This window comes from Anseongella ginsenosidimutans, from assembly GCF_008033235.1.
Classification (GTDB): Bacteria; Bacteroidota; Bacteroidia; order Sphingobacteriales; family Sphingobacteriaceae; genus Anseongella; species Anseongella ginsenosidimutans.
The window spans coordinates 2,305,319-2,319,668 of sequence record NZ_CP042432.1 but is presented as its reverse complement, the minus strand read 5'-3'; the positions used below and the strand labels follow the sequence as shown (position 1 = coordinate 2,319,668).

Here is a 14,350-nt window from a genome sequence, read left to right as displayed (position 1 = left end):
AATTACCTTTTTTTGCTCATAAAATCAACCGTTTTTTTAAGGGAGCCGTCCGGCCGGGTGCCTGCTGTCAGGTCCCAGTAACTCTCGTCCTGTTCAATCTGAAGCAGACTGGTCACGATCCAGCTTTGCGACCAGCCGCTAAGTGTACACCAGGCTCCCCACCCTTTATCAGCATTGGACGCCCAGTAATCCCAACGGTCGTATTCAAAGGCCCTGAACCAGGCACCATCAATATCTTTGTGCTTTTCGCTCTCCACCTGGATACGGACCAGAAAGTCGGACAGCTTTTCGGCCGCTTTCCTGTAACTGGGGTTACCGGTGGCATGAGCGGCTTCATTAAGGCTAAATATCGCAAAGTTGCAGGTGTAAAGCATTTCCGCCACGGGATCTCCATTCTCAAAGATCAGCGAGCTTTCATCCACCCCATAATCGCTATTTGACTTTAATTCCCTGAAAAGTCCCGGACCATCGCCGATCTCCTCGCGGATACCGCCGCTTTCCACCTGGGCTTTTAAAAGATCGGCAGCTACTATATCCAGCCAACGGCGGTGTTCTTCCGTATCTTCAATCCGTACCAGCCAGGCCAGCGGCAGCACCATACGCGCCCGCTGGGTCTGAAGGCTGCTTCCCCACAACCACTTCTTCGGATAAGCCTCCATAGTCAGTTTGATAGCTGTTTTTGTTTTCTCAAGAAGCGGTTCATACCCGGTTTTGTTATACAACCATAAATAACAGGCCCACATCCAGGACTCAAAATGTGGCGAAGGATAAAAAAGATCGCGCTCCTCATAAAATTTCAAACCGTTTGCCACAATGTCGCCTTCTTCCAGGCGCGAACTCCTAAAACCTTGCTTTCCGGTGGTACGGAAGTTGGCCATGATCGCTTCCACTATCTCCGTATCCCATTCTGTTGACTCCAGGTAGGCTGATGCACCAATAATTCCTAAAATTGCCCGGGCATTGTCATCCCCGTAAAACGATCCCGGTTGGGTGACGGACCACCCTATCAACCCGTAAGCAGGACTGGATCTGTCATCCTTGGCGCCGGCCCGCATATTGGATGTCTCAAAAAGATAGTTGATCAGGTTGGCCGCCTTTTCACGATATCCTTTATCGTTAAACGCATTCCCCGCTGCTGCCAATGCCATGCTTACTTCTCCCTGCACGTCTGCCCTCATCCAGTAACGATATAACTGACTGCCGTCGTAATTAATGGAGGAGGTATGTCCTTCTATTATCCCAAGTGTGCCATCCCCGTTTGGCAGCTCCGAAGGCAAGGGAGGACCTACAGGCATTAGCCCGTCACCCTGATACTTTAACCAGAGGTCCTTCCATTCAGGATGTACGAACAAATTGGCATTATCAAACCATTCTACTCCCCTCCTGACACTTTGCAGCCTTGCGTTTGCAGGCAAGGGTTCATCTTTCTGGTACATGGGCCTGACATAAGTTAACCAGTTGTCAATCTTTAACCCCGGCTGCCGGGTCATTTCAGCTAAAAGCCAGGTCCATACTCGCTTGATCGACGCAATGGGTCCATATCTTGCAGTGGCAAAATTGCTGAGCTTGGTCATGGATAGAAATACTCTCCCCCGCTTAAATAACAAGGGATAGGTTTTGGTGCTATCCAGGCCATACTCCGCTTTATCAAAGCCTACCACTTTCGCCAGTACGATCAGAGGATTTTCTTCCCGCACCGGCAGAATATGACAATTATGAATACCTAATAAACTCATTGGCGGCAAGCTTTCTCCAAAAGCGTTACTGGTCACTACCCCGCGTTCCAGCCGCGTTTCCAACGGCTCCTGCTCCATCGCTAAGCCGGGAAAAAAAGCCGGGTATTCAATATATACATTCAACTCTTTGCGGTTAATCGCTTTAAGCATCGCTTCGCTGATCCTTTGTTTACTGTCCGTCTCCGGATAAGAGTCCGACACAACGAAAACAGGGGTACCGGGTGAAGACGATTGAATGGCGGATTGTAGTGATTCATAATGCTTAATCTTATATCCTTCCTGCTTTAAAAGAATATATAAATCGTTTTTACTGCTGCCGCAGAAGGCAATCACCGGGTCTTTTGCCAGCGCGCATGAGGTAAACAACAACAAGAAAGCACATTGCGTAAGAAGTTTTGCAATCATATGGGTTTGGGTTAAGGGTATTTAGCGCCGGCGTTCAATAAGGATAATCCGGCGCAGGTACAGAAATATGGCCAGGCCGATAATCACGTAAAGGATCGCGTCCAGGTAACGGTCAAGTTCGCTGAAATTCTTTCCGAGGAAAAAGCCAACACAAGCCAGGAAGCTGATCCAGACAACGGTCCCTGCGAAACTGAATAAAAGGAACCGGAAAAGGTTCATGTTATTGAAACCCGCGGGAATAGAGATCAGGGAACGAATGCCCGGCACGAGACGGCAAAGCATAACTGCCCTGTGCCCTTGCCTGGAGAACCAGTCGTTTGCCCTGTCAATATCCGGAGGAGAGAGCGCGAGCCATCTGCCATTTTTGCTGATGAACCGCTTCAATCTGTCTTTCCCCAACCGGCTTCCAAGGTAATAAAGAGGCAGGTTTCCGGCCAGGCTTCCCAGGGTACCGCTAAGGATCACACCGAAGAGCGTGAACTTCTTTTCGGTTGCCATATAACCGGCCAGCGGCATGATAAATTCCGAAGGTAAGGGAGGAAAAATATTTTCAAGGGCCATTAAAAGAAAAATACCCAGGTAGCCTATTGCTTCAATGGTGTTTATGATCCAGTCAGCCAACGTATTTGCGGTTAATATATAATTGTTTTACAAGTACCATAACGATTACAAGCAAGGGGGTAGCCAGGATAATACCCCACACACCTGTTAAGGGCGCTATTAGCACCTGTGCGATAATGATGAGCGCCGGCGGCACCTGCACCAGCTTTTTCTGCACCACCGGGGTGATAAAATTGCTTTCCAGTACCTGCACCAGTATGTAAAGCCCTGCTACCATGCCCGCCGTTGCCGGGCCTTGCATAAGCGCTATGAGTACCGCCGGCACCATCGCTATCAGCGGGCCAAAGTTAGGAATAAAGTTGAGCAGTCCCGCTATCAATGCCAGCACCAGCCACATAGGCACGCCGATTACAGCCAGCCCGATACCAGTAAGCACCGCCACTACCAGCATTGCGAAAAGTTTGCCTTTCAGCCACTTTTTGAGGTTCGCTCCTACTTTATTCAGCACATCGTTTGCCTTGTCTTTACCGGCCTCCGGCACCAGCTTCACAATGCCGCTTTTATATTGAAAAGGGGACACAGTAAAGAAAATGCCTATGAAAAGAATCACGTACATATCGCCCAGTATGCCGAAAGTGGAACTGAAGATGGTGCTTAACAAGCCTTTGGCTTTGTCCATCGTCTCCGGTGAAGAGGCCTGCTGTAAAATCTTTTGCCCCATAGGCGACTGGTTTATCCGGGACCTGGCATTTTGTATGGTAGAAGGCAGGATTTCGGAGAGCTTTACCATCTGTTCCTGTACTTTAGCCCCCATTAACCAGAAGAAAAGCCCAAGCAGCACAAAAGTGCTTGCCACTGAAAGTGTGAGGCACAGTTTATTGTTCCATCCTGTTTTGCGGTGCAGAAAGCCTGACACGCCGCGGAAGAACGTGGCCACCATTACAGCGGCAAGCACCAGTAAAAGAACGCTAAATGTCGCTTTTATCAATAGCAGCAGTATGGTGATCAAGGCAAGTATACCGCCTGCGATCCATATTTTTTGAACAAAAGAATACTGCTTTTCCCCGGATGGCATTTTTGAAGTCATGCCTGGTGATAAATCAACTTTCCAGCCAAAACACCGAAGCGGGTATCCGATTAAACAAATACCGGCAGCAACACGCTACCGGTATCTATTTGTATTGCTGAAAAATCTGGTCCTTTTTAAGCATCCGGTATTTCGGGTTCTACCAGCTTAGCCAGCTTTTCCAGGGATTCCTGCCAGCCCAGGTAACACATTTCAACGGGTATCGCCGAAGGTATCCCTTCCTGCAGCACTTTCAGCTCTGTACCTACCATTGTCTTTTGAAGCCAGACAGAAGTAGTCATCACATCCGGCATGCCAGGATCGTCAAACTGATCCGTGTACTGCAGGTATTCATTGGGCTTGATCGCTACATACTCCCCGCCGAACGAGTGGCCATTCCCGGTTGTAAAGTTTTGGAACGACATTTTATAGGTACCGCCTACCTTTACGTTCATCTCGTGTACCGTGCAAAGAAAACCATAAGGTGGTAGCCATGAGCTTATCGCCAGGGCTTCGGTAAAAGCACGGTATACTTTTTCAGGCGATGCTTTCAGTACCCGGTGCAATGAAACTTTGTTGTCAGACATAACATTAGTTTTTGATCGTATCCTACTCGTATGGCTTTTCGGTTCCGCCCGTTTACGTGGTCGCTGCTCCACATGGGAGTTGTTTTTAACAATCTTTCTTTCACAAAGGTGGGGGTAAAATTCAGTATTGAACGAGGCGGAATACGACAATCAGGGGGTAATTTGCGACCGCCGGAAGCGATGCCCGGGCAAAACCCGCCGGCAAAATATAAATCGCGCCCTGGAACAAAATCCGGTTACTCCGGGTTTTAAGAAGGACCGATGTGATAATAAACGATGAAAATGAATATAAAGCTCCCTTTGACCCTTACCGTGCTTCTCCTTTTCGCCTGTTTAACGATGACGGCCCAAACGGTTTCTGAAGGTGTTGCGCTGCGCAGCCAGGGAGAAGACGGCGTGGATACCTACCGGATACCGGGACTGGCCACTACCAGCAAAGGCACCCTGATAGCTGTCTATGATATCCGCTATGACAATGCAGCAGACCTGCAGGCACATATTGACGTTGGGATGAGCCGGAGTACCGACGGCGGCGAAACCTGGGAACCAATGAAGGTGATCATGGATATGGGAGAATGGGGCGGCCTGCCCCAGGCAGCCAACGGTGTGGGAGATCCCGCGATCCTGGTAGATGAGCAGACCGGTACCATTTGGGTGGCCGGCCTGTGGACGCACGGCTATCCGGGCAAAAGAGCATGGACTTCTTCCGGACCCGGCATGTCGCCGGAAGAAACCGGGCAGTTCCTGCTGGTAAAAAGCGAGGACGACGGCCTCACCTGGTCGGAGCCGGTAAATATTACCGGGCAGGTCAAAAAGCCTGAATGGACATTATTTCTGCAGGGACCGGGAAAGGGCATTACGCTGGAAGACGGTACGCTCGTATTTCCCGCCCAATTCAAAGACAAGGACGGCATGCCCTGGTCTACCATTATTTACAGTAAGGACCGCGGAAAGACCTGGCACACGGGCACAGGCGCCAAGTCCAATACCACAGAGGCGCAGGTGGTCCAACTCCGGGACGGCTCCCTGATGCTGAATATGCGGGATAACCGGGGCGGCGCCCGTTCGGTCTACATTACCGACGATTTGGGCGAAACCTGGACAGCGCATCCAACTTCACGGAAAGCACTTATTGAACCGGTTTGCATGGCCAGCATCATTACCCATAAATACAAGGGAAAACACCTGCTGATCTTTTCCAACCCAAATTCCACGGAAGACAGGCATCATATGACCGTCAAGATCAGCAAAGACCAGGGCATGACCTGGCCGGAAGTCTCCTGGCTGTTGCTTGATGAAGGCGAAGGGCGGGGCTACTCCTGCCTGACATCCGTCAATGAACATACGATCGGCATTCTTTACGAAGGAAGCAAGGCGGATCTTGTATTCCAGAAAATTGACCTTCGGAAGCTGTTAAAAAAGGCCCGTTAAGCGCACAAAAAACTATCTGCGGCCTCACGGGGCGGACCGGTCAATGCATGCGTGCCGTGGGTCTTCCTCGGCGCGGGCGGCGTCAGGGATAAACTATTGCCCAACCCTGGTGCTGGCGAATGATGATCTCCCCGTTTCCGGAGGGGACAAAGGAAATGAAGGGATAAAGCTCCGATTTCCTGATGCCTCGTTCGTTTAGCGTGTTCTCACACTGAGCAAGGATGACGCCTTTTTCTTTCAGGCCTTCCAGGGCGGTTCTGTAAGGGCTTCCGTTCCGGTAAATTTCCACGCCGTCGCCAAAGACGATAAGTTCGACTTCCAATTTTCCTTTCAGACGGGGGTCATTCAATGCGTTCCGGATATTTCGCAAAGCGGCTTTTACCCGCTTATCATCCGATGAGTTGACCACATACAGCGCTTTATAACTGCCGAGCGTAGCCCGGGCCCCGGTGAAGGGGGCCGGGCCCTGTGCAGAAACGTCCTGGGACAGTACCAGGCGGGGCAATAACAGCAGGCCAGCCAGGTAAAGAATTGCTAAAAACTTTATTTTTTTCATCTTTTAAATGCCTCAATTCCGGTTTCTAAAAAATCAACGTAATTACTTATATCAAGGTCGAATCCCCTGGGAGGCACCAGCGGGGCTCCTTCATGATCCGCGATCACGTAATGCGGCTGCGCATTCGTGCCGAAAGTGGAAGCCTGCAGGTCGCTCCACTTTTGCCCGATGCGGGTGATCTTTTTGCCGCTGAAAGAAGATGTATATTGTTCGCCCTCGGCCAGGGCGGTCTTATCGTCCACGTAAAGAGATACCAGTACGTAATCGTTTTTCAGCCTGCTGAGTACCGCCGGATCCGACCAGACAGAGGCTTCCATTTTCCGGCAGTTTACACAGCTCCAGCCGGTAAAGTCAATCAATACCGGTTTATTCACCTTCCTGGCATGGGCTAATCCTTCCTCGTAATCGTAAAAGGCGTCCAGGCCGTGAGGAGCGTGAAATATTCCGCCGTATTTTTTCCCGCTTACCTGCGCATCGTCAGCCGCGGCCGGACCGGTGCGATGGAGGTCGAAGTCCTGTGTAGGCTGCGGCGGAAGCCATGCACTGATCGCCTTTAGCGGGGCTCCCCACATACCGGGAACCATGTAAATAGTAAATGAAAGCGCCAGTGCGGCAAAAAGTAAACGCGGGAGCGACAACGTTTCGGGGTTTTCGGAAAACAGTTTCAGCTTTCCCAGGAGAAACAGCCCTAGCAGCCCGAATATAACGATCCAAATGGCGAGGAATACCTCCCGGTCGAGAATGCCCCAGTGGTAGGCCAGGTCTACGTTGGAGAGAAACTTCATAGCCAGCGCCAGCTCAATGAACCCGAGCGATACCTTTACCGTATTCAGCCAGCTGCCCGATTTGGGGAGTTCTTTCAGAAAGGCCGGAAAAATGGCGAACAAGACGAAAGGAATAGCCAGGGCCGCCGAAAACCCCAGCATGCCGGCAGCCGGCCCCATCAGGCTGCCTTTTGCGACCGCTTCCACCAGCAGCAGGCCAATAATGGGGCCTGTGCAGGAAAAAGAAACCAGGCTTAAGGTAAAGGCCATGAAAAAGATACCTGTGAGGTTTCGCTGATGCGAGCGGGCATCGACCTTATTTACAAAGCGGGAGGGCAATGTTATCTCAAACCCTCCCAGGAAGGAAATGGCAAAAAGGAGAATGATGCCAAAGAATACCAGGTTAAATATGGCGCTGCTGGCGGCCGCATTCAGAGCCGACGCCCCGAAGATCAGCGTCACAGCAAGTCCCAGCCCGACATAAATGACGATGATCGAAAGGCCGTAGATAAGTGCGTTCCGGATCCCTTTCGACCGGCTTCCGCTTTGCCTGGTAAAAAACGAGGCCGTTAATGGGATCATCGGGTAAATGCAAGGCATCAGGAAGGCTGCAAAGCCTCCAAGCAGACCCGCAAGAAAGATACCCCAAAAGCTTTTGCCGGCGGCTGGTGCCGGACCCGGGCTTGCAGGGCCGGCTGCGCCTGATGTTCCTGCGCTGGCAAGGGCGCCGGCAGTACCGCCTTCCGCGGTCCTCGCATTAAATGCGGCTCCGGATGTCCCGCCCGGCCTTTCAAAGCTCCCTGAAGCCGAGCCTCCAGGAGCAGAAGCATCGATCTTCAGCGTAAAAGGCACTATTTCCGGCGGCAGGCAGGCGGTATCGTTGCAAACCATATATTCAACGGTTCCCTTCACCATCGCTTCCGGCTTTTTCAGCCGGACCTGCTGCACGAACCGGACCTTCACCGTATGCCAGGATATCTCCATATCGAAGTTAGGATCGTAGGAAGCAACAGCATCAGGCTTTTCCGCAGTTGTTCCTGCCAGCTCGTAATCCGGGCTTTTCTCAAATTGAAACGTGGTTGCCTGCGGGCCGCCTTCGGGAATAAACTGGGAGTACAAATGCCATCCCGGCTCAATTTCCGCAGTGATCGTTACCGAGGCTTGCTCCTTAGTGATCTCTTCTGCTGTTATTCTCCACTGAACCGGATCATAGATCTGGGCAAAGGACAGCCCGCCGCATGCAAGCAGCAAAAGAACTAAAACAAATTTCTTCATTATTGCTAACCCTTATTATTTGGCGGCCAGTTCCTTCATAAATGACTGGAACTCCGGGGCAGAATAGTCGCCCATTCCTTCATGTTTAAATACTACTTCCCCCTTTTTATCAAGTACCAGGGTGGTCGGGATGGCGCCGCCAAGAAAAGATGGAGGAATCGCGCTGGCCGGTGTATGGACCGGCAGGTCATAATCACCTTTCTGCATAAACTTCAGGGACCGCTCCGGTTTATTATCCACATCCACCATCAGGAAGAGGAATTTCTCATCATCCTTAAAAGCTGAGTAAAGCTTCTGTATTGAGGGCATTTCAGCTATACAGGGCGGGCACCAGGTTGCCCAGAAGTTTATGAACACCACCTTGCCCTGCTGCCGGGAAAGGTCAATGAGTTCGCCTTCCGCACTTTTAAACAATACAGACCCCTGCTGAATTGAAGAAGGCTGCGCTGAAGAAGCCTGCGCTGGTTCCGTATCGGTTCCGGGGACTGAAGACGGAGTTGAAGAAGCCTGCGCTGGCTCCGTATCCGGGTCGGTGCCGGGGACTGAAGACGGAGTTGAAGAAGCCTGCGCTGGCTCCGTATCCGGGTCGGTGCCGGGAACCGAAGGCTGAAACAATCCCGTTTCAACCAGGCCGCGAAGTACGGCGCCTTTTAAAGCGGGGCTGAAAAACAAAGCAGCTCCGAAAATGACCAGAATGGCAGTAATTATATTGGAAAACGAAAATAAAGATTTCATGACTGTAAATATAAATAACATGTTGGCATCCGGTCTTCCGGACACACGGTTGAATAAATAGTTGAAAGGAAAAGGTTAATAGCGTTTTGCTAATGCGTTCGGGCTTTGCTGATACGCCGGGCGGAGGCTAAACGAGCAGCACCCCGTTTTTCAGGAACAAAGGAAAGGGATCAGTTTCTAGTACGCTCCGCGGTTTTGGCGGAAGATAAGAAACGGTACCCGGAGCATTGTTAAGCAAATTCAGGGAAAATCCGATCAAAACAGCAGCCGGAGATGCTTTTCCACCGGTTTTAAAAACTTCATAGAACCCGTCCCGTAAAATTTCCGCGGAACAGATCGATTGACCGCTTTCCGCCGCCGCGATATCAATTCGCTGAGAAGCAGCTGTCCGTGCTTCCGCTTTGATAAATTTCCGGTTAGGGCAGGAATTTCCAGCTGCAATGCAGACACACAGCAAAAGAAGCTGTGCGAATATCCTTTTATATAACGTGCAAGCGGGCATTTTCCTTGGGATGAAATTACTGCAAGGATACGAAAAAAACCAAGAAAGATAAAATTCTCCTTTTGGATGGCTTTACAATATTTTAATACTTTTGCGAAGTGAAGCTGATCGTTTTAGTATTATCGATGTTTGTGCTGGCGCTTACCAGTTTGCCATGCTGCGTGCTGGCCGAACAGTCACATGCCCATAACGGGCAGCAAGCGGATTCGCCGGATAATTGCCCTGAAAAGAAAGACGATTGCTGCAAAGATTGTTCTCCATTCTATGTTTGCGGCAGTTGCCCGGGATTCATTATAAACGACTTTTCACTTCTTGCTTCTATATTACCTCTCGAACATTCTTCCTGCTACGGCAGTTATTTACCCTTTAAATTAAGCGAGATAATTATTCCCGTCTGGCAGCCGCCCAAATTAGGTTAATACCATCCTGCTTTTTTTATTAGCTATTTCTTACACTAAATAATTTCATACATAGTAATGAAGAGATTGATTTTGCTTTCGGCAATGCTGTTTAGTATTGTTTCAAGCTATGCGCAAAATACTTATAAAGCAATCGTTAAAGATGCAGAGACGGACGAGCCGCTTCCGGGAGCGACAGTAACCGTTCAGGGAACCGGCCTGGGAGCAGCTTCCGATCACGGCGGAAACCTCCTGCTGGAAAACATTCCGGACGGAGAACAAGTAATTTTTTTCAGCTACCTTGGTTATCAACCCCTTTCAGATACGGTGATCTTTCCCTTTGACCAACCGTCTCCCGCCCTGATCTCTTTAGTTCCGGCGGAACATGGGGACGACCATGAACTCGAAGAAGTGGTGATTACTGCTACCAGGAGCAGCAGAACCATTGATAATATCCCTACCCGCGTGGAAGTGATCGCCGGAGAAGAACTGGATGAAAAAGGTAATATGAAGCCCGGGGATATCCGCATGCTGCTGGCTGAAAGTACGGGTATTCAAACCCAGCAAACCTCGGCAACCAGCGGCAATTCCAGTATCCGTATCCAGGGACTTGACGGAAAGTACACCCAAATGATCCGGGACGGCTTTCCCTTGTATTCGGGTTTTTCCGGGGGACTGGGTCTGTTGCAAATCGCCCCGCTGGACCTGCAGCAGGTGGAAGTGATCAAAGGATCCTCCTCTACCCTATACGGCGGCGGCGCCATTGCCGGGCTGGTAAACCTGGTATCCAAAAAGCCTGCGGAAGAACGTCAGCTTAATCTCCTGTTGAACGGCACCTCTGCGTTAGGCCTGGACGCCAACGCTTTCTATGCGGAGAAATTCAAAAAAACAGGGACAACAATTTACGCGGCCTACAATCACGGCAGCGCTTATGACCCATCAGACATCGGATTAACGGCCATCCCCGAATTTGACCGCTTCACGCTGAATCCGAAAATATATCTTTATTTTACGGACCGGACCACGCTCTATGCGGGAATCAACGCCACCGTAGAAAAACGGGTGGGCGGAGACCTGGAATACGTCAAAGGTAACGGCAGCCCCGGGCATACGTATTTCGAAGAGAATAAAACGGGGCGTTACAGCACGCAAATAGAACTTGATCATGAGCTGAACAGCAGGGAAAAACTGGTTTTCCGCAACAGCGCCGGCTACTATGACCGAAGCATCGGAATGCCGGACTACAAGTTTTCCGGCGGTCAGCTTTCCACCTATACTGAAGCCAACTATTCCCGCAAGGGAGACAACGCGGACTGGGTAGCGGGCGTCAATTTCGTCACCGATCATTTTAAAGAGGATAAGGCTGAAAACACCGCATTGAGGGACTATCAGTATCATACGATTGGGGGCTTTATACAAAATACCTGGAACACTTCGGGGAAATTTACGGTTGAGTCCGGGCTCCGGGGCGACTATCACAATAATTACGGCTTCTTCTTTTTGCCCCGCGTTTCTGCCTTATGGAAGGTCAACGAGCATTTTTCTACCCGTTTAGGCGGCGGAATGGGCTATAAAGCGCCGACTGTTTTTACGGAAGACGCGGAACGGGTCCAGTTCCGGAATGTGCTTCCCCTGGACGTGAAAAACACGGAAGCGGAACGCTCTTACGGCGCCAGTTACGACATCAATTTCCGCACGGGCTTGTTTGGCGATAAGGGTAGCTTCAGTATTAACCAGCTGTTTTTCTATACCCGCATCAACGATCCCATCCTCCTGACACAGGTGGAAAACGGCAGCTTGGCTTACCTTCAGCCGGAAGGTTATCTTAACACAAGGGGAATAGAAACGAACGCAAAAATCACGTACGGAGATTTTAAATTATTCATAGGTTATACCCTGGCAGACGTAGACCAGCATACCGGGGGGAAAACGATGTCCTACCCGCTGGTTTCCAAACACCGGCTGAACAACGTTCTCATGTACGAAGTGGAAGAGGAGTGGAAGATCGGTTTGGAAGCCTACTATTTTGGCAAACAAACCCTGAACGATGGAACAAGCGGGAAAAGTTACTGGGTCGCCGGGCTGATGCTCGAAAAATTATGGGAAGGGTTTTCGATATTTTTGAACTTCGAGAACCTGACCGATACCCGTCAGGCCGGTTTTGGCACCATTTATACCGGTGATATTACCAATCCGGCGTTCAACGACATTTACGCCCCGATGGATGGGTTCGTGATCAACGGAGGAATAAAACTGAGGTTATGAAAAAAATCATATTACTTTTCGCCGGCGTCCTTCTTTCACCGCTGGTTCAGGCTCAGCAGAAACCGAACATTGTGGTATTCATGGTAGACGACATGGGATGGATGGACACTTCCGTGCCCTTCGCCGATAGCGTGATGCCTCTGAACAAACGTTATCATACACCGAATATGGAGCGGCTGGCCAGGGAAGGAATGAAATTCAGCAATGCTTATTCCACCCCGGTATGTACTCCCACCAGAATCAGCCTGATAACAGGAATGAATGCTGCTCATCATGGCGTCACAAACTGGACCCATCCGCTGAAAGATCATCCCACCGACCGGCGGGACAGCTTATTCGGGCCGGCTCCCTGGAATTATAACGGCCTCAGTCCCGTGGAAGGCATTCCGCATACGGTGCATGCGACGCCCCTGCCTCAACTGTTAAAGGAAGCCGGGTATTTTACCGTTCATGCAGGGAAGGCTCATTGGGGCCCGGCCGGTACCCCGGGCGCCAATCCCCGTAATTTAGGGTTTACCGTTAATATTGCCGGCAATTCCATCGGGCATCCCCAAAGTTACCTGGGTACGGAAAATTATGGGAATATTCCCGGGAAAACGAGCTTTAACGCGGTCCAGGACCTGGTCCAGTATTATGGCTCGGAGACCTTTTTAACGGAGGCACTTACGCTGGAAGCCCTGAAAGCCCTGGAACACCCGGTAACAAGGCAGGAACCTTTTTTCCTCTACCTGGCGCACTATGCCGTACACGTTCCCTTAATGGCCGACAAGCGTTATTACCAAAAATACATCGATGCCGGGTTAAGCAAAAAGGAGGCTATGTACGCCAGCATGATTGCGGCCATGGACCAAAGCCTGGGCGATGTGATGGATTACCTGGAAGAAAACGACCTGGCAGAAAATACCATTCTTCTGTTCATGTCCGATAACGGGGGCCTGAGCATGGCGCCTCCCATGGGCGGGGAGCAGCACACTCAAAACCTGCCCCTCAGGGCAGGCAAAGGGTCAGTTTACGAAGGAGGCATCCGCGAGCCTATGCTGGTAAAATGGCCGGGAGTCACCCGGCCGGGTTCAGTTAGCGATCAGTACGTGATCATCGAAGATTTCTTTCCCACCCTGCTGGAAATGGCGCAGGTCAAGGATTATGAGACCGTACAAACCATTGACGGCAAAAGCTTTGTGCCCTTTCTCAAAAATACCGGCAGGTGTCCGGATACATCAAAAGCGCTTATCTGGCATTTCCCCAACAAATGGCAACCCCGGGACGGACCGGGCATCAATTATAAAAGCGCGATCCGGCAGGGCGAATGGAAACTGATCTACGATATGCGCAGCGGCAAAACGGAACTTTATCACCTGCGATCGGACATCGGGGAAACAACCGACTTGTCGGCGAAATATCCCGGAAAGTCCGAAGCCCTTTCAAGGCTGCTAAGCAGGCAGCTCCGCCTTTGGAATGCCCCGATGCCGACGGTTAAAAGTACCGGTGAGCCCGTTCCTTTTCCCTGACCCGCGGCTGCCTGAACGGGAAATCAGGGATTCATCCATCGTTCTTTTATTTCTCCGCACCTCATCATTTTATCGCCGAAATAAGGATTACGGATCTCTTGCTCATTGGCGAGCCAGTATGCCCCGGTATCATCCATGGCCATGGGACAGAATGCGAGATAAACTTCACCATCTGTTACTTCAGCGGCCTTTACGAGTTCAGTCATCGCATTGCTTAGTTTCGAGAAGGCGGTTCGCTGCGCCTGGAGATCTGTTGTCCCTGCAATTCCGGCCGCAAGCGCCGCGGCGTTTTCGCCTTCCGCGATTTTACCGAGTTCGGCGTGGAGCATAGCAGCTTCGGATTTCGCCTTATCGGCGTCGGAAGTTACCAGCGCATCTTTTAGATGAATGTACCGCTCATAAGCACCTGTTAATTGCTCGTCGTCAAACACGGGAGCGGAAACTTCGGAACCTGAGGCGTTCTGCTGTTGCCGGGGCCCGCAGGCGCTTAAAGCCACGACCAAAACTGTTGAGGTAAGAAAACATGCAAATCTGATGTTCTTTTTCATTTGAATGGTTTTT

At 50.7% G+C, this 14,350-nt stretch carries 12 protein-coding genes; 4 read left to right on the top strand and 8 right to left on the bottom strand.

Going from position 1 to position 14,350, the window contains the following annotated elements; translation table 11 throughout:
* Positions 1–2 precede the first annotated feature (2 nt).
* The 4 genes from FRZ59_RS09650 to FRZ59_RS09635 form a co-directional block, all read right to left on the bottom strand.
* A complete protein-coding gene (locus FRZ59_RS09650; RefSeq protein ID WP_207910299.1) occupies positions 3–2,141 on the bottom strand; it encodes a hypothetical protein in 2,139 nt (712 codons plus the stop codon).
* Between the two features lie 21 nt (positions 2,142–2,162).
* On the bottom strand, positions 2,163–2,762 hold the full coding sequence (locus tag FRZ59_RS09645) for a DedA family protein (protein ID WP_132129505.1): 600 nt from the start codon (positions 2,760–2,762) through the stop codon (positions 2,163–2,165).
* Positions 2,755–3,789: an AI-2E family transporter gene (locus tag FRZ59_RS09640; protein ID WP_132129504.1), complete on the bottom strand. Its 1,035-nt coding sequence runs from the start codon at positions 3,787–3,789 to the stop codon at positions 2,755–2,757. Before FRZ59_RS09640 ends, FRZ59_RS09645 begins: the two co-directional genes overlap by 8 nt.
* Before the next feature lie 116 nt (positions 3,790–3,905).
* Positions 3,906–4,355, bottom strand: coding sequence for an SRPBCC family protein (locus FRZ59_RS09635; RefSeq protein ID WP_132129503.1), 450 nt, complete (start codon positions 4,353–4,355; stop codon positions 3,906–3,908).
* A gap of 282 nt (positions 4,356–4,637) precedes the next feature.
* On the opposite strand from FRZ59_RS09635, the gene FRZ59_RS09630 reads away from it, so the two are divergent.
* Positions 4,638–5,786, top strand: coding sequence for a sialidase family protein (locus FRZ59_RS09630; RefSeq protein ID WP_207910298.1), 1,149 nt, complete (start codon positions 4,638–4,640; stop codon positions 5,784–5,786).
* Positions 5,787–5,868: 82 nt separating this feature from the next.
* Here the strand turns inward: FRZ59_RS09630 and FRZ59_RS09625 are convergent, their stop codons facing one another.
* From FRZ59_RS09625 to FRZ59_RS09615, 3 genes are read right to left on the bottom strand one after another with little or no spacing between them, the layout of a single operon-like run.
* Positions 5,869–6,342 (bottom strand): DsrE family protein, encoded by a 474-nt coding sequence (locus tag FRZ59_RS09625; RefSeq protein ID WP_132129501.1) that lies wholly within the window; start codon positions 6,340–6,342, stop codon positions 5,869–5,871.
* Positions 6,339–8,381 (bottom strand): protein-disulfide reductase DsbD family protein, encoded by a 2,043-nt coding sequence (locus FRZ59_RS09620; protein ID WP_132129500.1) that lies wholly within the window; start codon positions 8,379–8,381, stop codon positions 6,339–6,341. Before FRZ59_RS09620 ends, FRZ59_RS09625 begins: the two co-directional genes overlap by 4 nt.
* A gap of 15 nt (positions 8,382–8,396) precedes the next feature.
* Positions 8,397–9,116 (bottom strand): TlpA disulfide reductase family protein, encoded by a 720-nt coding sequence (locus tag FRZ59_RS09615; protein ID WP_132129499.1) that lies wholly within the window; start codon positions 9,114–9,116, stop codon positions 8,397–8,399.
* Between the two features lie 600 nt (positions 9,117–9,716).
* On the opposite strand from FRZ59_RS09615, the gene FRZ59_RS20000 reads away from it, so the two are divergent.
* The 3 genes from FRZ59_RS20000 to FRZ59_RS09600 are packed head-to-tail and all read left to right on the top strand — an operon-like array spanning position 9,717 to position 13,789.
* Positions 9,717–10,037, top strand: coding sequence for a DUF6660 family protein (locus FRZ59_RS20000; protein ID WP_132129498.1), 321 nt, complete (start codon positions 9,717–9,719; stop codon positions 10,035–10,037).
* A 57-nt stretch (positions 10,038–10,094) separates the two neighbouring features.
* A complete protein-coding gene (locus FRZ59_RS09605; protein ID WP_132129497.1) occupies positions 10,095–12,281 on the top strand; it encodes a TonB-dependent receptor in 2,187 nt (728 codons plus the stop codon).
* Positions 12,278–13,789 carry a sulfatase gene (locus FRZ59_RS09600; protein WP_132129496.1) on the top strand — a complete coding sequence of 504 codons (1,512 nt, stop codon included), beginning with the start codon at positions 12,278–12,280 and terminating at the stop codon, positions 13,787–13,789. Before FRZ59_RS09605 ends, FRZ59_RS09600 begins: the two co-directional genes overlap by 4 nt.
* A gap of 23 nt (positions 13,790–13,812) precedes the next feature.
* Here FRZ59_RS09600 and FRZ59_RS09595 read toward each other — a convergent pair whose 3' ends face one another.
* Positions 13,813–14,337, bottom strand: a complete 525-nt coding sequence (locus FRZ59_RS09595; protein WP_132129495.1) for a DUF3347 domain-containing protein — start codon at positions 14,335–14,337, stop codon at positions 13,813–13,815.
* Positions 14,338–14,350 lie beyond the last annotated feature (13 nt).